Source organism: Kitasatospora sp. GP82 (assembly GCF_029892105.1).
Classification (GTDB): Bacteria; Actinomycetota; Actinomycetes; order Streptomycetales; family Streptomycetaceae; genus Kitasatospora.
In genome coordinates this window covers 1-18,981 of sequence record NZ_JARZAJ010000015.1, presented here as the reverse complement: position 1 = coordinate 18,981, position 18,981 = coordinate 1, and the positions used below count along the sequence as shown (strand labels likewise).

Sequence of the window (18,981 nt, the reverse complement as noted above, 5' to 3'; positions counted from 1 at the left end):
TTTGAGTCCCCCAGGTCTGCTGAGGCAGATGTCGCCGCGCGGCCGCTGGATGAGTTCCCGGAAGCTACCGCGCCCGCAGGGCCAGGTGGTCGCCGCGCCTTGGCCGTCTTCGCCCGCGATGTCGTTCGCCGGGGCTGGCCCAAACCGCGGCAGCGAAAGGGCGAACAGCGGGGGGAGCGGATGGAGGACGCGGTGACGGACGGCACCGGAGTGCCGGTCGGCCGACCGGGCCGAGTCGGAGGTGCGGGCAGTGCCGGTGATCCGGCCCTCCAGGAGCAGGCTGCGCGAGCCTGCGACCCGGTCTTCCAGCACGGCGTAGTAGTCGGCTTCGACGGCTCGCTCTCCAGCGAGCGCGCGCTCGCGTACGCGGTCGGCATGGCGCGCCGCTCCCAGTGCGGGCTGGTGATCGTCCATGTCGCCAACCGTCTGCCGACCACGGTCTGGGCCGGCTGTGAGCCTCCCGTCTTCGTGGACCTCCCGGACCACCGCACGGAGATCCTCGGCCTTGAACTGGCGTGCGCCGACTACCTCGCTGGAGTGCCCTGGATCCTGGTGGAGCGCGGCGGGGACATCTGCCACGAGATCGAGGAGGTCGGCCGTGAGTACGCCGCCGACGCGATCGTGGTGGGAAGCACCCACGGGCTGCTCGGCAAGCTCTTCGGTTCGGTGTCCGGACGACTGGCCAGGCGGGCCAACAGGCCCGTGATCGTCATTCCTTGACCAGGTGTCAGCGTCGGCGTTGGTTTTGTCGTTGCTGCCTGTGCGTGCCTGTCTGCTGCCGCCCGCGCTGATGCGGGCGCAGCTGCCCTCCGGTAGCCCGGGGCCGGGCTACCGGAGCTGCTGCGGTGAAGAGATGCAGTGTTGAAGAGGTACAGCGGTGCGGCGCTGAAGCGGTGCTGTGTCAGGAAGTAACGCCCAACTCCCTTGCGATCAGCATCCGCTGCACCTCGGAGGTGCCCTCGCCGATCTCAAGGATCTTGCAGTCGCGCCAGAACCGCGCGACCGGGAACTCGTTCATGAAGCCGTACCCGCCGTGGATCTGCGTGGCCTCCCGCGCGTTGTCGACGGCGGCTTCGGAGGAGTAGAGCTTGGCGATCGCCGCCTCCTTCTTGAAGGGCTCGGCGTGCAGCAGCCGGGAGGCGGCGTCCCGCCAGGCCAGGCGGGAGGTGTGGGCGCGCATCTCCATGTCGGCGAGCTTGAACTGGATGGCCTGGTTGGCGCCGATGGGCCGGCCGAAGGCCCGGCGCGTACCGGCGTAGAGGAGTGACTGGTCGACGCATCCCTGGGCCAGGCCGGTGGCCAGGGCTGCGATGGCGATGCGGCCTTCGTCGAGGATCCGCAGGAACTGTGCGTAGCCGCGGCCACGCGTGCCCAGCAGATTGACTGCGGGGACTCGGCATTCGGTGAAGGACAGTTCGCGGGTGTCGGAGGCGTTCCACCCGACCTTGGAGTATTTCTTCGAGACCGTGAATCCCGGCGTTCCGGTGGGCACGATGATGGAGGAGATCTCACGGGTTGGCGAGAGTTGCGAGCCATCTTCACTCGAACGAGCGATCGGTTCGGTCAGGGCGGTCACGGTGACCAGGCCCGTGATCTCCGTGCCGGAGTTGGTGATGAAGCACTTCGTACCGTTGATCACCCACTCGTTGGTGGCCTCGTCGAAGCGCGCGGTGGTCCGCGTGGCACCAGCGTCCGAACCGCCCTCCGGCTCGGTCAGCCCGAAGGCCCCGAGCAGCTCGCCGGAGGTCAGCCGGGGCAGCCACTCGCGCTTCTGCTCCTCGGTGCCGAAGCGGTAGATCGGCATCGCACCCAGCGAGACCGCCGCCTCCAGGGTGATGGCCACCGAGGAGTCCACGCGGGCCAGCTCCTCAAGGGCGAGGCAGAGTGCGAAGTAGTCCCCGCCCATGCCCCCGTACTCCTCGGGGAACGGAAGGCCGAAGAGACCCATCCGCCCCATCTCGCGGACGATCTCGTAAGGGAACTCCCCCTGCTCGTAGAACTCCCCGATCTTCGGGGCGACGACATCCTGGGCGAACTCCGCGACGGTGCGCCGCAAGTCCTCGTACTCGTGGTCGAGACGGTGGTCGAGCATGGTGATCCTCCTGGGTCGCAGCTCGGAAGGCCGACGGTGTCGACGGTGTGGTGGCCGCAGAGGCCGGTGGTCCGCGGGGCTGAGCGCGGCCCGGGGCGGTCAGGCCGACTGGTGGAACAGGGCCTGGACAGCCCGGGACGGGCTCGGCCGGCCGAGCTGCCGCGCCATCCAGCCGCTGGTCGCGACCAGGGCGCGCAGATCGACACCGGTTTCGATGCCGAGTCCGTGCAGCATCCAGACCAGGTCCTCGGTGGCGAGGTTGCCGGTCGCGCTCTTGGCGTACGGGCAGCCGCCGAGTCCGCCGGCGGAGGCGTCCACGGTGCTCACCCCGCTGCGCAGTGCGGCCAGGGTGTTGGCCAGCGCCTGTCCGTACGTGTCGTGGAAGTGGACGGCGATCCGTTCGATGGGCACTCCGGCGCGCGTGAAGCCCTGGAGCAGTGCGGTGACCTGCCCGGGGGTGGCCACGCCGATGGTGTCGCCGAGGCTCAGTTCGGTGCAGCCCAGGTCGAGCAGTCGCAGACCGAAGTCGATCACCTGCGACTGCGGGACCGGCCCCTCCCAGGGGTCGCCGAAGCACATCGAGAGGTAGCCGCGAGTCGGGACGCCTGCCTCGGCGGCCCGCCCGACGACCGGTCGGAACATCTCCATGGCCTCGTCGGCCGAGCGGTTGAGGTTCCGCCGGGCGAAGGTCTCGGTGGCGCTGGCGAAGACCGCGATGTCGGTGGCGTGATGAGCGAGGGCGCGGTCGAGTCCGCGCTCGTTCGGGACCAGGACGGGCAGCCGGAGGCCCGGATGGCGCTCCGGCAGCCGGGCCAGCCGCGGCATCAGCTCCTCGGCGTCGGCCAGCTGGGGCACCCACTTGGGGTGGACGAAACTGGTCGCCTCGACGGTGGCCAGCCCCGCGGCGGCGAGCCGTTCGATGAACTCGGCCTTCACCTCGACGGGCACGGCCGACTTCTCGTTCTGCAGTCCGTCGCGCGGCCCCACCTCGTGGATGCGTACCCGAGTGGGCAGCGCCGGGTCCGGTACGGCGTCGGGCAGGCCGAGGTCGACGGCGTCGGGGTCGCGGACGCCGGACGGCCCGTCGGAAGAGGTGGGGGCGGTGGGGGCGGTGGTCATGAGGTCACCTCGACGGATGCGGCCCGGGCCGACCGGGCCTGGGCTGAGGTCTGGGCCGGTGGCTCTTGTCCGGACTGTTCCTGTCCGGGCGTCACCACGGCCAGCAGCTCCTCCATGGCGACCGTGGTGCCGGCGGCGGCGCGCAGCTCGCTGACCGTGCCGTCGTGCGGCGCGGCGATCACGTGCTCCATCTTCATGGCTTCCAGGACCAGGAGCGGCTGGCCGCGCCTGACCTGCTCGCCCACGGCGACCTTGACCACCGTCACGGTGCCCGGCATGGGGGCGGTGAGCCCGCCGTGGTGGGCGGCGGCCGCGGAGCTCCGGTCGGCGACCGGGTCGTACGGGTGGAGCGCCCAGGCGTCGCCGTCGATGCCCAGCCAGGTGACCGGGCCCGATGCGCCGCCGGGGCTGTTGTCGGTGGTGTGTGCGAAGGTGCTCTGCAAGCCGTCGACGGTGAGGTGCACCCGGCCGGCCGCCCGGGTCGCGCGGGCGAGCCTGATGGGGCCCTCGCCGATGCGGATGTGCAGGTCAGGAGTGGTGTCCGTGGACTTGTCAGTGGTGTCCGATACGTTGCGATCGGCGACGGGGCGGACGAGAACGGAGACGGGGTCGTGCCCCGGGAGACGGAGCCGGTGGGTGGTCCAGGCGCCTTCGCCGCCGAGGCGCCAGCCGGACGGCACGGAGAACGGGTCGGTCCAGCCGTTGGGGGCGACGGTGGGGGCCAGGCCCAGATGCCGGGTCAGCGCGGCTGCGTAGTAGAGCGTCTCCATGGGGGATGCGATTGCGGTGCCGCGTGGAGAGAAAGCCGCTACGGAAGGAGGCTCACCATCAGTGATCCTGCCAGTTCCCGTTGCCTGCACCGTTGGTGACGTTTCGTCCGGCTCGCGCGACTGCGCCGTGTACGGGGAGGCGAGCAGCTCGGGGTGCTGCTCGGCGGTGCGTTCGACCAGGCCGGTGTCCAGTCGTCCGGCTGCGACGTCGGGGTGGGCGAGCAGCCGACGCAGGTAGCCGGTGTTGGTGGTCACCCCGAGAATCCGGGTCTCGGCGAGCGCGGCCCGGAGGCGGCGCAGAGCGGTCGGGCGGTCGGGCCCGTACGCGATGACCTTCGCCAGCATGGGGTCGTAGAGGCTGCCGATGTCGGCGCCCGGGCCGACGCCGGAGTCGACGCGGATGCCGGGTCCGCGCGGCTCGTCCAGCAGCAGGATCCGTCCACCGGTGGGCAGGAAGTCCCGCTCCGGGTCCTCGGCACAGATGCGGGCCTCGATGGCGTGGCCCAGGAAGGAGACGTCCGGCTGACTGAACGTCAGAGGTTCGCCTGCGGCGACTCGGAGCTGCCACTCCACCAGGTCGAGCCGCTCAGGTCGGCCAGTGCCGTAGCCGCTTCCGCTGTCGGTGTCGGTGTCGGTGTCGGTGCCGCTGCCGGGGCTGACGGCGATGGCCAGTTCGGTGACGGGGTGTTCCACCTGGAGGCGGGTGTTCATCTCCATGAAGAAGAAGTCGAGGACACCTTCGGGCGCCGGCCCGTCGGGGTCCACGCCCGGCACGATGAACTCCACGGTGCCGGCACCGGTGTAACCGCAGGCCTCGGCGGCCCGGACGGCTGCGGCGCCCATGGCGGCCCGGGTCTCGGGGTTGAGCAGGACGGAGGGTGCCTCTTCGATCAACTTCTGATGGCGGCGCTGCAGGCTGCACTCGCGTTCGCCGAGGTGGACGGTCCGGCCGTGGGTGTCGGCCAGGACCTGGACTTCGATGTGCCTCGGGCGGTCCACCCAGCGTTCGACCAGCAGGGTGTCGTCGCCGAAGGCGGTACGGGCGACCCGGCGGGCGGCGGCCAGTTCCGCGGGCAGGTCGGCCGGGTCGCGGACCAGCCGCATGCCCTTGCCGCCGCCACCGGCGGACGGCTTGAGCAGTACTGGGTAGCCGATCTCGGCGGCGGCCGTGGTGAGTTCGGCATCGGTCGGGTTGCCGCCCTGGCTCCCGGGGACGACGGGTACCCCGGCGGCGCGGACGGCCTCCTTGGCGTTGATCTTGTCGCCCATCAGCTCCACAGCCGTGGGCGGCGGTCCGACGAAGGCCAGTCCGGCCTCCGCGCAGGCGCGGGCGAAGGCCGCGTTCTCGGCCAGGAAGCCGTATCCGGGGTGGACGGCCTGGGCCCCGGTGCGGCGGGCGGCCGCCAGGATCTGGTCCGTCCGCAGGTAGGTCTCGATCGCCGAGCTGTCGCTGTGCCCGGCCGGGCCGAGCCGGACCGCGACATCGGCCTCGCGGACGTGCAGAGCGTCGGCGTCGGCGTCGCTGAAGACGGCGACCGAGCGGATACCGAGCTTCCGGAGGGTACGGATCACCCGTACCGCGATCTCGCCTCGGTTGGCGACCAGAACTGTGTCGAACATGGGAGGTGTTCCTCCGGGTCGAGGGAAACCGTGGGGTGGGGCCGGAAGCGGCCGGGCCGACGGCAGGGCGAGCGGGTTGGGCCGGGGGCCCGTGGCTCACATGCGGAAGACGCCGTACGGCCTGGGCTCCGCGAGCGGTGCGTTGGCGCAGGCGGTGAGGGCGAGACCGAGCACGGTGCGGGTGTCCATCGGGTCGATCACGCCGTCGTCCCAGAGCCGGGCCGTCGAGTAGTAGGCGTTGCCCTGCCGTTCGTACTGCTCCCGCACGGGCCGCTTGAACTGCTCCTCCGCCTCGGCGGGCCACTCCTCGCCCTGCGCCTCCAACTGGTCGCGGCGCACGGTGGCCAGGACGGAGGCCGCCTGCTCGCCGCCCATGACCGAGATCTTCGCCCCGGGCCACATCCAGAGGAAGCGAGGTGAGTAAGCCCGGCCGCACATCGAGTAGTTGCCCGCACCGTACGAGCCGCCGATCACCACCGTCAGCTTCGGCACCCGGGTGCAGGCGACGGCCGTGACCATCTTGGCGCCGTGCTTGGCGATGCCACCCGCCTCGTACTGCCGCCCGACCATGAAGCCGGTGATGTTCTGCAGGAAGAGAAGGGGGATGCCGCGCTGGTCGCACAGTTCGATGAAGTGGGCCCCCTTGAGGGCGGATTCGGCGAACAGCACGCCGTTGTTGGCGACGATCCCGACCGGGTGGCCGTGGATCCGGGCGAAGCCGGTGACCAACGTGGCGCCGTACTCCGCCTTGAACTCGGCGAACCGGCTGCCGTCCACGATCCGGGCGATCACCTCGCGGACGTCGTACGGAGTCCGGGGATCGACGGGCACTGCGCCGTAGAGACTCGCCGGGTCCACCGCGGGTGGCTCCGCAGCCGTCAGCGGCCAGGGCTTGCCGGGCCGGGCGCCGAGTTCGGAGACGATGGTCCGGACGATGGACAGCGCATGGGCGTCGTCCTCGGCCAGATGGTCCGTCACGCCCGAGGTGCGGGAGTGGAGTTCGCCTCCGCCCAACTCCTCGGCGGTGACGACCTCGCCGGTCGCCGCCTTCACCAGCGGAGGACCGCCGAGGAAGATGGTGCCCTGGTTGCGGACGATCACCGCCTGGTCGCTCATCGCCGGGACGTAGGCACCGCCTGCGGTGCACGAACCGAGCACCGCCGCGATCTGCGGGATCCCGGCTGCGGAGAGCCGTGCCTGGTTGTAGAAGATCCGCCCGAAGTGGTCGCGGTCAGGGAAGACCTCGTCCTGCATCGGGAGGAAGGCGCCACCGGAGTCCACCAGGTAGATACAGGGGAGGCGGTTCTCCAGTGCGACCTCCTGGGCCCGGAGGTGTTTCTTCACCGTCATCGGGTAGTACGTGCCGCCCTTGACGGTGGCGTCGTTGGCGACCACCACCACCTCGCGGCCGGCTACCCGTCCGATCCCGGCGATCACGCCGGCCGCAGGGGCGGCGCCGTCGTACAGCCCGTCGGCCGCCAGTGGGCCCAGCTCCAGGAACGGGGAGGCCGGGTCGAGCAGGGTGTCCACCCGGTCGCGCGGCAGCAGCTTGCCCCGGGAGGTGTGCCGGGCGCGGGCCTTGGCCCCGCCGCCGAGCGCGGCGGCCGCGAGTTTCTCCCGCAGCTCGGCCACCAGGGCCTGGTGCGCGGCGGTGTTCGAACGGTAGGCCGCCGATCCGGCGTCCACCGCGCTCTCCAGCCGGGGAGCCGGTGCGGCCGAGGCCGCTGAGGCGCTGGTCTCGTACGGACCCTCGCCGATGAACGGTCCCGGAGCCGTGCCTGCTGGTGGGGCGGCGGCCGAACCGACGGTTGAGAAGACCATCCCAGGAGCTCCCTTGCCCTCGGAGCCAGGTGGGCAGGCGGACAGGTGAGTCCGCCGCCTTGTTAATGAGCGTTAACTCCTGCGCCCAGGTTAACCGCCGATAACCCCACTGTCTACGATGGACGTCATGTCGAACGCCCAGGCTTCCCCCGCGCTCTCACGCCGCGACCAGATCCGGAAGGAGGCGGCGCGGCTCTTCGCGGCCCGCGGCTTTCTCGGTGTCGGCGTCGATGAGATCGGCAAGGCGGTCGGCATCAGCGGCCCCGGTCTCTACCGCCACTTCTCGGGCAAGGACGCGATGCTCGCCGATCTCCTGGTCGGCATCAGCGAGCGCCTGCTGGACGAGGGCCGTCGCCGGGCCGGTGATGCGCTGGACGCGACAGGTGCGCTCGACGCCCTGATCAGCGGGCATGTGGACTTCGCGCTGGACGATCGGGACTTGATCATCCTGCACGACCGCGAACTGCTCCACCTCAAGGAGGAGGACCGGCGGCGCGTGCGACGCCTCCAGCGGGGCTATGTCGAGCTCTGGGTCGACGTGGTCCGTGAGGCCTTCCCCGCACTCGCCAAGCCCGGCGCCGAGCAGATCGCCCGGACGGCCGTCCATGCGGTCTTCGGCCTGCTCAACTCGACCCCGCACAGTGCCGGTCCGCAGAAGGCGCAGGGCGAGGGGCCCGGCCTGGCCCGGGACGGCATGGCGGCGCTGCTGCACAGCCTGGCGCAGGGGGCGTTCGCTGCCGCAGCCGCTGCTGCCGAGGTATCCGCCTGATCGGGCCATGGCCGTAGTGGATCGGGCCCCGTCGGATCGGACCTCGTCTGATCGGACCCCGGCGGATCGGACCCTGCGAGGCCGGCCGCGCGGGCCCGCCGTTCGCCGGTCGGTCCTAGGACCATCGGAGGTCCCGTCTCGGGCAGCTCGGCCGGTGCGGTGTGGTCGCCGACTTGTCCACCCTGGTGGGAGACGGGAAGCAGGCTCGGTCGCGTGCTGTTCGAGTCTCTGTAGACCTGTCGAATCTCGATGGACTCCGGCCCGACCGAATGGTTAGTATCCCTAAATATGCCTGAGACTCACGGATCCACAGCGGAGCTTTCGCCAGGCGGTACCGGCGACCGAGACCTGTCCGGCACAAGCTCGGCATTCCCCCGGTCGGCGCACGCCCCCCATGCGCCGGTCGAAGCCACTCCCGAGCCACCGGCCGAGCCGGGCTGGCTCACCAGACTTTCGCGCTACTGCTGGCGCTACCGCAGGAACGTACTGCTGTCCTTCGGGGCGTCGCTGGTGGGCATGGCCATCACGGCCGTCGTCCCGCTGATCACCAAGTTGATCATCGACGACGTGATCACCGCCCACACGCGGTCGCTCGCGCCCTGGGCAGCCGTGCTGCTGCTGGCGGCAGTCCTCGTCTTTCTCTGCACCCAGATCCGCCGCTACTACGGCGGTCAGCTCGCGCTGGACGTGCAGCATGACCTGCGGACCGACCTCTTCCGATCCCTCACCAGGCTGGATGGCGCCCGCCAGGACTCACTCGACACCGGCCAGGTGGTCGGACGGGCCACCTCCGACCTCCAGCTGATCAACGGCCTGCTGTCCATGCTGCCGATGATGACGGGCAACTTCCTGATGTTCGGGATGTCCGTGCTGGTGATGCTCTGGCTCTCCCCGCCGCTCACTCTGGTCGCCCTGGTCATGGGCCCGCTGCTGTGGTGGATCGCGACCCTCAGCCGCAAGCGGCTGTTCCCCGCCACCTGGGCGGCGCAGCAGGAGGCGGCGGCCGTCGCCGGCGTGGTGGACGGAGCCATCGGTGGCGTCCGCGTGGTCAAGGGCTTCGGCCAGGAGGCGCAGGAGCGCGCCAAGCTGGAGGGGGCATCGCGCAGCCTCTACGGCGCGCGGCTCCGTTCGATCCGGCTCAACAGCCGCTACACCCCGGCGATGCAGGCCGTTCCGGCGCTCGGGCAGGTCGCCGTGCTCGCACTCGGCGGCTGGCTCGCCGTCCGGGGTCAGATCTCGCTCGGCACCTTCGTGGCCTTCTCCGCCTATCTGGCGCAGATGACCAGCCCGGTCCGGATGCTCACCATGCTGATCACCGTCGGCCAGCAGGCACGCGCCGGTGTGGAGCGGGTACTCCAGCTGGTCGACCAGCAGCCGGTGGTGCAGGAGCGTCCGGACGCGGCAGGCCTGGTCCTGTCCGCCACGGACCAGCACCGCAGCGACCGTAGTGACCGTGCTCGCACCGATGCCTCGGCCGCAGGCACCGCGACGGCTCCGGTGTCCGCCGTCCCGGGCGCACCCGCGCTCCAGTTCGACCGGGTGGACTTCGGCTTCGGCGGTTCGCAGGACGGTGAGCTCGGTGGCGAGTTCAGTGACGAGTTCGGTGACGAGTTCGGTGGTGGGCTCGGTGGTGGGCTCGTCCTCAGGCAGCTGAGTCTCGAACTGGCCGAGGGGGAGACCCTGGCGCTGATCGGTGCCTCCGGTTCGGGCAAGTCGACGGTCGCGCAGCTCGTACCCAGGTTCTACGACCCGACTGCGGGCAGCGTCCGGCTGTACGGTCACGACCTGCGCGATCTCACCCTCGACTCGGTGCGGGGTGCCGTGGGCATCGTCCCCGAGGACAGCTTCCTCTTCTCCGACAGCGTCCGGGTCAACATCGCCTACGGCCGCCCTGATGCGACCGACGATCAGATCGAGGCGGCAGCCCGGGCCGCGCAGGCCGACGGCTTCATCCGTGGGCTCCCCGACGGCTATGACACCAAGGTCGGCGAGCAGGGACTCACCCTGTCGGGCGGCCAGCGCCAGCGCATAGCCCTCGCACGCGCGATCCTGAGCGACCCGCGGCTGCTGTTGCTGGACGACGCGACCTCCGCAGTGGATCCGCAGATCGAGGCGGAGATCCACGAGGCGCTGCGCAGCGTGATGGCCGGCCGGACCACGCTCCTCATCGCCCACCGCAGGTCCACGCTGCACCTCGCCGACCGGATAGCCGTCCTGGACCGAGGCCGTCTGATCGACATAGGCAGTCACGAGGAACTCGAACGCCGATGTCCCCAGTACCGAGCGCTGATCACCGACTTCGGCACCGCCGCCCTCGGCGCCGGTGCCGCGACCGGACAACCCACTGCCGGACAGCCCGCCACCGGTCCGGCCGCCACCGGTCCGGCCACCGGTCCGGCCGCCAGTCCTGCCGCCGCTCCCGCTGACGGCGCGCCGCACCGGCAGGAGCCGCAGGACACGGCGGGCACGCAGAGCCGGAGCACGCAGAGCAGGCAGGACAAGGCGGCGTCGCCGGAACTGCTCGCCAAGGTGGCCGTGCTGCCGCCCGCCACCGACACCCCGGACATCCCGGTCCCCGCCGCCGAGGCGGGCGATCCCGACTTCAGCCTCCGCCGTCTGCTGGCGCCCTTCCGCCGTCCACTGGCACTGGCACTGCTGCTGGTCGCCCTGGACGCCGCCGCCGGGCTCGTCCTCCCGGTACTGATCCGGCACGGCATCGACAACGGTGTCAGCAGGGCCGCGATGACCGGGGTGGCGGCGGCCGCGCTGGCTGCGCTCGTGGTCGTCCTGTTCGACTGGCTGGTCCAGAGCGCGGAGACCAGAGTCAGCGGACGGACCGGGGAGCGCGTCCTCTACACCCTGCGGCTCAAGATCTTCGCTCACCTGAACCGGCTCGGTCTGGACTACTACGAGCGCGAGCTGTCCGGCAAGATCATGACGCGGATGACCACCGACGTGGACTCCATCTCCAGCTTCCTGCAGACCGGCGTCGTCACCGCCGTGATCAGCGTGCTCACCTTCTTCGGGATCTTGGTCGCGCTACTGATCATCGACGCGGGCCTGGCCCTGGTCGTGTTCACGGTGCTCCCACTGCTGGTCGTCGCGACCATCGTGTTCCGCCGCAAGTCGACCGCGCAGTACCAGATCTCGCGGGACCTGATCAGCACGGTCAACGCGGACCTCCAGGAGAACGTGGCCGGTATGCGGATCGTCCAGGCGTTCCGTCGGCAGGACATCAACACGATGCGGTTCGTGGCACGCGGGCTGGAGTACCGCGATGCGCGGGCCCGGGCGCAGCTGTACATCTCGCTGTACTTCCCGTTCGTGCAGTTCCTGTCCAGCGTGGCCGCCGCCCTGGTCCTGATCGTGGGGGCCTCCCGGGTGGACACGGGCACGCTCACCATCGGTGCGCTGGTCGCGTACCTGCTGTACATCGACCTCTTCTTCGCCCCGGTCAACCAGCTCTCGCAGATCTTCGACGGTTACCAGCAGGCGTCCGTCGGCCTCGGCCGGATCCGGGACCTGCTGCGGACACCGACCAGTACCCCCGATGCCGAACACCCCTTGCCGGTGAGGAAGCTGCGCGGCGAGATCCGCTTCGAGAACGTCAGCTTTGCCTACAACGGTGGCGGCGAGGGGAGTTCTGACGTCCTGTCGGCCATCGACCTGCACATCCCGGCCGGGCAGACCGTGGCTCTGGTCGGCGAGACGGGCGCGGGGAAGTCCACGCTGGTCAAGCTGGTCGCCCGGTTCTACGACGCGACCGGCGGCACCGTCCGGATCGACGGCACCGACATCACCCGGTACGACCTCGCGCAGTACCGGCACCGGCTCGGAGTCGTCCCGCAGGAGGCGTACCTCTTCGCGGGGACGGTACGTGAGGCCATCGCGTACGGCCGGACCACCGCCGGTGACGCCGAAGTGGAAGCGGCGGCGCGAGCGGTCGGCGCACACGAGATGATCACCGAGTTGTCCGGCGGCTACGACCACGAGGTGACCGCCCGGGGCCGGAACCTCTCCGCCGGGCAGCGCCAGCTGATCGCGCTCGCCCGAGCCGAACTGGTCGACCCGGACGTACTGCTTCTCGACGAGGCCACCGCCGCACTCGACCTCGCCACCGAGGCCGCGGTCAACAACGCGGCAGAACGGCTGAGTGGCGGGCGGACGACCCTGGTCATCGCCCACCGCCTGACGACCGCTCAGCGCGCCGACCGGGTCGTGGTCCTGGACCGGGGCCGGGTGGTCGAGGACGGTACGCACGACGAACTGCTGTGTCGGGACGGCGCGTACGCCGCCCTGTGGCGGGCCTTCGTCGCGGACGGGCAGTCCGGCCGGGACGCGCACGCGACGCCGGTGCCGGCCGTCGGCTGAGCCCGGCAAATCCTGACGGGAGCTCTTCTCGGAGATGCTCCGACACCCGGCAGGGCCGGTCAGGCAGAGGTCACGCAGCGATGAGCGAGGACAGCAGCGGCGAGGCGTCGATCCCGTGCGGGAGTCCGCTGACCTGGCCGTCGCCGACCTCGATCACCCGCCAGCCCGTTCCGTCCGCCCGCCGTGCGAGGTCCGTGGTGATGAAGCGGCAGCCCAGCGCGCGCACCAGGGGCTGCACCTCGGAGAGGTCCGGGTCGGTCTCGGTCTGCGGACTGTCGGGGTGCGGGCCGATCAGGACCGGTTCGCCGTCCACCCACCAGACCCGGGCCTCCACGGCCCGGCCCTCTGCGTCGCGCTCGAACTCCTCGAACCGGCGCAGCACCACACCACCGGCCAGGAACTCGCCTTGCAGTTCCACGAAACGGGAGACCACCCTCGTCAGCGCGGGCAGGTCGGCCAGCTCGGGCACGTAACAGGCTTCGGCCCATTCGTGCTTGCGGGACTTGACGTAGTCCTTGACGACGGCCGGTCCGTGGCCGCCGATCCGCTGTGCGGCGTCGGCCAGCGCAGCGGGATCGGGCGCAGTGCCGGGTGGCCAGGAGTCCGGCAGCCACGCGCTCGGTGGCGTCGCACCCTCGAAGACCGAGTACCAGCCGGGAAGTTCATGGGCATCGGCATAGGCGGCGGGCGAGGTCAGCAGGGTGCAGCCGCGTGCCGCCAGCGCGGTGGCGAGGGCGGCGTACGCCGGTACCGGCATCATCCAGCCCCGGTACCAGAGCGGCCCGTGACCCTCGGGCACCCGGCGGACCGCCGACACGGCGTCCCCGGCGAGCAGCGCGTCGTGATCGACCAGGGCGTACTCTCCACCCAACTCGCGTACCAGCTGGGCTTCCCAGACGAAGTGCGGATCGGGCCGGCGGGGCGCCAGCGGATCGGAAGGCAGGATGATCGCGGGTACGGGCATGGGCCTCAGGTTAGAGCCGGGGCGGCGCCCGGGTACCGGAATTCCCGTGCCGGACGGGACGAAGTCGTGCCGCCGTCCGGTGACCGAATCCGCAGGGCGGTTTCTCGCTCGACAGTGTCGGTGTCCTCTGCGAGGGTGAGCCGATGCGAACTCCCAGGAACGCGGCGCGAACTGCGGTGCTGGCCCCCGACGGTGCGGTCTTCCTGCTGAGGTCCGACAACATCGAGGTCGGTGTGCACTGGACCATGCCCGGTGGCGGGACGGAGGCGGGGGAGTCCCCGGAGGAGGGGGCGCGCCGCGAGCTGGAGGAGGAGACCGGCTGGACCGATCTCGCCCCGGGGCCGCTGCTCTGCACCTGGGAACACGACTTCACCTGGTACGGCATCCGGGTGCGACAGCACGAGCACATCTTCCTCACCCATGGCCCCAGACGCGGGCCGCTCGGTGACGTCAGCGCGGTGCACGCGGCGGACAAGATCCTCGACTGGCGCTGGTGGAGCCCGGCCGACCTGGCCGACGAGAGGGCTGAGGCGCTCTGGCCGCCGCAACTGCCCCGACTGCTCGCGGCCGTCCGGGAGAGCTTGTGGACCGGCCCCGGGGCGCAGCTGCCGGCCCCGGTGCACCTCGGCTATGTGCCGAACCAGGGACGCAGCCGGAAGCCGCACCGCCGGACCCTTCCGTAGCCGACGACAGCTGCGGCCGGCTCAACTGCGGCTGCCCGCGCCTCTCCGGTGCTGCGTCCGCCAGTCGCGCAGCTCCAGCTCACGGTCGTGCAGAGCATCCGGATTCATCAGTACCGTGAGCCGGGCCTCGGACAGTTCGTCGAAGGTCAGGCCGGTCTCCGCAAGGAGTGGATCGGTCGGTACGGACACCGCAATCGCGGTGCGCCAGGACGGCAGTACGACCAGGCTGGTCCCCCGGCTCAGCCGTACCAGCTCGACCGGCACCCGGCACGGGCTCAACGCACCGGAGGCCGTCGCGGGTTCGGCATACGTCGGCGAAGCGCCGATCAGAATGCCCATCGGCGTCTGCGGCGAGGTGGACGTCGGCTCCTGTGCCTGAGCTGGTGCCGTGATGGCGGCCAACGGCTGTGCGGTGTCGCCGCTTCCGGTGCCCGGCGTGCTTCCGGCACCCGGATCCGGCTCCACCTCCGGCTCGTGGCGCGGGTGCAGACGGCTCAACCGGCGGGACGGCGTCGGTCGCCGGAGCTGCCGGAACTGCTGCCAACTCTGCAGTGATCCCGTCAGGATCGCCGGGTCGTCGAAGGCCGCGTTCCGTGGAGACGCCACCAGCACCGTTCCGGCGAGCTCCAACAGCCGCCGCACCTCGGCCTCCGGCTGTCGGCAGGCCTCCGCCAGCCACTGGATGTCGGCCCCCTGTTCGTACGCCGCGCGCAGTCTGCCGGCCAGCCCGGCGAGCAGCCAGGCCGCGGTGGTCGCCTCGGCGTCCGACGCATCGTGGCCGGCCGTCGAGGGCTGGTCCGAGGAGTTGCCGGATGCGGACTGGTCGAGCGAGGTCATCGGTACGGGCCCTCCGAAATGCTGTTCATACGATCCTCCCGTACGACCGTGTGACGAGCCAAGAGGGGACGGCAGACTGACGGATCGTGATCCATGCTCCCGACCGCGGTCGCACCGCTCGCACCGGTCCTGCTGGTGCCGCTGGTCGCGTCGGTCGCATCGGAGCTCCTTCGGCGCCGAATACGGCAGCGGCTCGGCCGTGCTCATCGAGGATCGACAGGTAAACCGGTGGAGAGACCGACCGGGTAGGCGCTACCCTCGAAGCCATGAAGCATCTGTCACGCCGCTGCTGGTGGCCGTCCTAGGACGGCTCCCGCTTCAGCATGACCACAGGGCCGTCCGTAAGGGCGGCCCTGTTGCGTTTCCTTCCTTCGCGGGCCGCACCGACGGACGTGCCACCGGTCAACCGCCACCGGTCAACCACCGCCGCGCCGACGCTTCGTCGACGCGCGCACCGTCACCCCGCTCGAAGGAGACCCCGCAGTGCAGACCAGCACCGTCCAGATCCAGCAGGACCCGGCCCGCTACCGAGTCCTCACCGGAGACCGCCCCACCGGACCGCTCCACCTAGGCCACTACTTCGGCACCCTGCAGAACCGGGTCTGCCTGCAGCAACTCGGAGTCGAACTCTTCCTGGTCATCGCCGACTACCAGGTGCTCACCGATCGCGACACCGCGGACCGTCCCGCCGAACGGGCGGAGGATCTCGTCCTCGACTACCTCGCCGCCGGAGTCGATCCCGAGCGGGCCACGATCTTCACCCACAGCGCGGTGCCCGCCCTCAACCAGCTGCTGCTGCCCTTCCTGAGCCTGGTCAGCGTCGCCGAACTCCAGCGAAACCCCACGGTCAAGGACGAGATTGCGCACTCCCAGCAGAACTCCGTCAGCGGACTGATGTTCACCTACCCCGTGCACCAGGCCGCCGACATCCTGTTCTGCAAGGCGAACCTCGTCCCTGTCGGCCAGGACCAGCTGCCACACCTGGAGACCACGCGCACCATCGCCCGCCGCTTCAACGACCGCTACGCCACCACCGTCTTCCCCACACCCGAGGCGCTGCTCTCCGACGCCCCGCTGCTCCTCGGCACCGACGGCGGCAAGATGAGCAAGAGCCGAGGCAACGCGATCGCCCTGGGCGCGGACACGGACCAGACCGCCCAGATGATCCGAGGAGCCAAGACCGACACCGAGCGGCGGATCAGCTACGACCCCGAACAGCGCCCCGAAGTGTCCAGCCTGCTTCTGCTGGGGGCCCTCTGCGAAGGACTCCAGCCGCAGGACGTCGCCGAGGAGATCGGTGACGGCGGTTCCGCAACGCTGAAGCGGCGCGTCACCGAAGCGGTCAACGAGTACCTGCGCCCGATCCGCGCCCGCCGTGCCGAACTCGCGGCTGACCGCGCCCACCTGCGCGCAGTCCTCCGGGCCGGCAACGAACGCGCCAACGCCGTCGCAGACGTCACGCTGGCCGAGGTCCGTGAGGTGATGGGCATGCGGTGAAGCCGAAGCTCTCCGGCCAGCTCCGGCCCTGAGGGTGAGCAGGGCCGGACCTCGGCCGTAGAACGGAACCGACATGGAGCAGAACCGGTCCGGTGTGCGAGTCGGCCGATGCCGCTCGGGTGATCCGGACTCACCCGAGCGGGCGTACCGTTGACGTCCGATGACCGTATGTCGTCTCCCGGGGGAGGAGCCTGCCGATGGCTCGGCGCCAGCCACACCACACCGACCGCCGCCCACACCGTCTGGTACCCGGCGACCGCGTCGCACTGGTCGGACCGAGCAGCCCGGTCGACCTTGACCGACTCGCAGCAGGCACCGAAATCCTCCGCAGCTGGGGACTTGAGGTCATATCGTCCGAACACCTCCACGACACCCATCCGACGCTCAGTCACCTGGCCGGTTCGGACGCCGCTCGCGCCGCCGACTTCCAGCGCGCCTGGCTCGATCCCACGATCGCGGCCGTCATCTGCGCCCGAGGCGGGTACGGCGTGCAGCGGATGGTCGACCTGCTCGACTGGGACGCGCTCCGCGCGGCCCCGCCGAAGGTCATGGCGGGATTCAGCGACGTCACCGTTCTGCACGAGGCCGTCGCCCAGCACCTGGACATCCCGACCCTCTACGGGCCGATGGCTTCGGGCGCCACCTTCGTCGACGACGGCCCGACCGCCGAACACCTCCGTCGCACCCTCTTCCACCCGGCCGACACCCAGATCCTCACCTCGCCGACCGCCGAGCCCCTGGTACCCGGGCAGGCGCGCGGCATAACGGCGGGCGGCTGCGCCTCCGCCCTGGCCACCGACCGAGGCACCCCGACCGCGCGGCCGTCCTTCGCGGGCACGATCCTCCTCCTGGAGGACGTCAACGAGCATCCGTACCAGCTCGACCGCATCCTCACGCAGCTCCTCCGCTCCGGCGCACTCGACGGCGTCGCGGGCATCGCCCTCGGCTCCTGGGCCGGGTGCGGCACGCTCGACCGGGTGCGCAGGGTCATGCTCGATCGGCTGGCCCCGCTCGGCGTACCCGTTCTCTGGGAGCTCGGCTTCGGACACGGCCCGTCCACCCTCACCGTGCCCCTTGGCGTCCCAGCCCGTCTTGACGCCGATGCGGGCACGCTCACGCTGGAGGAGCCGGCTCTCCGCGAGGACACCCGGTGAGTCGAGGGCACCCGGTGAGTAGGGTGCGGCCATGCATGTGGACGGCCACCGCAAGGGCGGCACCCCCTCCTCCGACGGACTCGCGTCCCTCTCTGCCGCAGGCGACGCCGGACAAGGCGGCCGCGCAGTCGACGGAAACGGCGAGGCACACCTGATCAGCGGACGCGCCGAGATCGTCGAGCTGGCCAACGGGTTGCTGCACAGCCGTACCCGCAGCGTCGGCCGAACCATCCTCGGACTGGCCGGCCCGCCCGGTGCGGGGAAGTCCACTCTCGCCCGCCACCTGGTCGAAGAGATCAACCGCCTGAACGGCACCGGCACCGCCGCGTACCTCCCCCTTGACGGATTCCATCTCTCCAACACCCAGCTCGAACGCCTCGGACTGCGTGACCGCAAGGGCTCACCCGCCACCTTCGACGCCTGGGGCTACGTCGCTCTGCTGCGCCGAGTCCTGGCCGAGCGCTTCCACGATGTGTACACCCCCGACTTCGACCGCGAGCTCGACGAACCGGTCGCCGCCCGGCACGTCATCCGGCCACACACCCGACTCGTCATCACCGAAGGCAACTACCTCGCCAATGCGGACACGCCTTGGTCCGAGGTACGGACCCTCCTCCACGAGGTCTGGTACGTGGACACGGACGACCAGCTGCGGGACGCCCGCCTGATGCAGCGCCACCTGGCCGGTGGCCGGGATGCCGACGCAGCCCGTCACTGGATCACGTCGAACGACCACCCGAACGGTGAGTACGTCAAGGCCGGTCGGGAGGCATGTACCCGGATCATCGGCAGTTGGGTTTGCCCGTAGCCGGCGATGGGGGTAGTGTTCTCTAGTCGCTCGGCAGGGAGCACCGGACACGCATCGGCGCGGACGGTCCCGGGGTGGCCAATCCCCTGAAACACCATTTCTTCTCTCCGTGCTGAGTTGCGCCTCGTCGCATCTCGGTGCGAATTGTTGTGTGTTTTTCTGGATTGTGGCCGGATTCGCTTTGTGAAGCGGGGATCGGCTAAGGTTTGAAGCGTCGGAGAGGCCGTCAGGCCGGTTCCGGCAAAAGCCTCCTGAAGGCCGGGAAGCGTGAAAGACGGTCAGAGAGATCTGATAGAGTCGGAAACGCCGAAAGGCCGAAGGAAAGCGAGTCGGGTGAGCGAAACTCCGGAAAACGGAGCGGAAAACATCTGATAAGCTGGAAACACGAAAGAACGAAGCGCCCGGAGGGCCCGCTGGAAGGCGGCTCGAAGGAAGCGTCCGTTCCTTGAGAACTCAACAGCGTGCCAAAAGTCAAC

General features: G+C 70.4%; 13 protein-coding genes and 1 pseudogene. 7 read left to right on the top strand and 7 right to left on the bottom strand.

The window, feature by feature from the left end:
* Window positions 1–285: 285 nt before the first annotated feature.
* A pseudogene (locus P3T39_RS17410) lies at window positions 286–720 on the top strand (universal stress protein); the annotation flags it as partial.
* 181 nt (window positions 721–901) lie between these two features.
* On the opposite strand, the gene P3T39_RS17405 reads toward P3T39_RS17410, so the two are convergent.
* The 4 genes from P3T39_RS17405 to P3T39_RS17390 all read right to left on the bottom strand — a co-directional run bounded on the left by P3T39_RS17405 (window position 902) and on the right by P3T39_RS17390 (window position 7,422).
* Window positions 902–2,092, bottom strand: a complete 1,191-nt coding sequence (locus P3T39_RS17405; RefSeq protein WP_280698588.1) for an acyl-CoA dehydrogenase family protein — start codon at window positions 2,090–2,092, stop codon at window positions 902–904.
* A gap of 99 nt (window positions 2,093–2,191) precedes the next feature.
* Window positions 2,192–3,211 (bottom strand): hydroxymethylglutaryl-CoA lyase, encoded by a 1,020-nt coding sequence (locus tag P3T39_RS17400; RefSeq protein WP_280698587.1) that lies wholly within the window; start codon window positions 3,209–3,211, stop codon window positions 2,192–2,194.
* Window positions 3,208–5,601: a biotin carboxylase N-terminal domain-containing protein gene (locus P3T39_RS17395; RefSeq protein ID WP_280698586.1), complete on the bottom strand. Its 2,394-nt coding sequence runs from the start codon at window positions 5,599–5,601 to the stop codon at window positions 3,208–3,210. The genes P3T39_RS17400 and P3T39_RS17395 overlap by 4 nt, the downstream gene beginning before the upstream one ends.
* A 96-nt stretch (window positions 5,602–5,697) precedes the next feature.
* Window positions 5,698–7,422, bottom strand: a complete 1,725-nt coding sequence (locus tag P3T39_RS17390) for a carboxyl transferase domain-containing protein (protein ID WP_280698585.1) — start codon at window positions 7,420–7,422, stop codon at window positions 5,698–5,700.
* A gap of 127 nt (window positions 7,423–7,549) precedes the next feature.
* Here P3T39_RS17390 and P3T39_RS17385 point away from each other — a divergent pair, with 127 nt between their 5' ends.
* Together P3T39_RS17385 and P3T39_RS17380 are read left to right on the top strand one after the other, a co-directional pair.
* Window positions 7,550–8,191 carry a TetR/AcrR family transcriptional regulator gene (locus P3T39_RS17385; protein WP_280698584.1) on the top strand — a complete coding sequence of 214 codons (642 nt, stop codon included), beginning with the start codon at window positions 7,550–7,552 and terminating at the stop codon, window positions 8,189–8,191.
* A gap of 288 nt (window positions 8,192–8,479) precedes the next feature.
* Window positions 8,480–12,562 carry an ABC transporter ATP-binding protein gene (locus tag P3T39_RS17380; RefSeq protein ID WP_280698583.1) on the top strand — a complete coding sequence of 1,361 codons (4,083 nt, stop codon included), beginning with the start codon at window positions 8,480–8,482 and terminating at the stop codon, window positions 12,560–12,562.
* Window positions 12,563–12,632: 70 nt separating this feature from the next.
* On the opposite strand, the gene P3T39_RS17375 is transcribed toward P3T39_RS17380, so the two are convergent.
* Window positions 12,633–13,526 (bottom strand): ATP-grasp domain-containing protein, encoded by an 894-nt coding sequence (locus P3T39_RS17375; RefSeq protein WP_280698582.1) that lies wholly within the window; start codon window positions 13,524–13,526, stop codon window positions 12,633–12,635.
* Window positions 13,527–13,669: 143 nt separating this feature from the next.
* On the opposite strand from P3T39_RS17375, the gene P3T39_RS17370 reads away from it, so the two are divergent.
* Entirely contained in the window at window positions 13,670–14,209 is a 540-nt protein-coding gene (locus tag P3T39_RS17370) for an NUDIX domain-containing protein (protein ID WP_280698581.1), read from the top strand.
* A 21-nt stretch (window positions 14,210–14,230) separates the two neighbouring features.
* On the opposite strand, the gene P3T39_RS17365 is transcribed toward P3T39_RS17370, so the two are convergent.
* Window positions 14,231–15,046: a hypothetical protein gene (locus P3T39_RS17365; protein ID WP_280698580.1), complete on the bottom strand. Its 816-nt coding sequence runs from the start codon at window positions 15,044–15,046 to the stop codon at window positions 14,231–14,233.
* A gap of 483 nt (window positions 15,047–15,529) precedes the next feature.
* Between P3T39_RS17365 and trpS the strand changes: the two genes are divergently transcribed.
* The 3 genes from trpS (at window position 15,530) to P3T39_RS17350 (ending at window position 18,505) form a co-directional block, all read left to right on the top strand.
* Window positions 15,530–16,543, top strand: a complete 1,014-nt coding sequence (gene trpS / locus P3T39_RS17360; protein ID WP_280698579.1) for a tryptophan--tRNA ligase — start codon at window positions 15,530–15,532, stop codon at window positions 16,541–16,543.
* 197 nt (window positions 16,544–16,740) lie between these two features.
* A complete protein-coding gene (locus tag P3T39_RS17355; protein ID WP_280698578.1) occupies window positions 16,741–17,697 on the top strand; it encodes an LD-carboxypeptidase in 957 nt (318 codons plus the stop codon).
* A gap of 31 nt (window positions 17,698–17,728) precedes the next feature.
* Entirely contained in the window at window positions 17,729–18,505 is a 777-nt protein-coding gene (locus P3T39_RS17350; RefSeq protein ID WP_280698577.1) for a nucleoside/nucleotide kinase family protein, read from the top strand.
* 226 nt (window positions 18,506–18,731) lie between these two features.
* Here P3T39_RS17350 and P3T39_RS17345 read toward each other — a convergent pair.
* Window positions 18,732–18,981 (bottom strand): hypothetical protein (locus P3T39_RS17345; protein WP_280698576.1); only part of this gene is annotated, 250 nt, incomplete at its 5' end.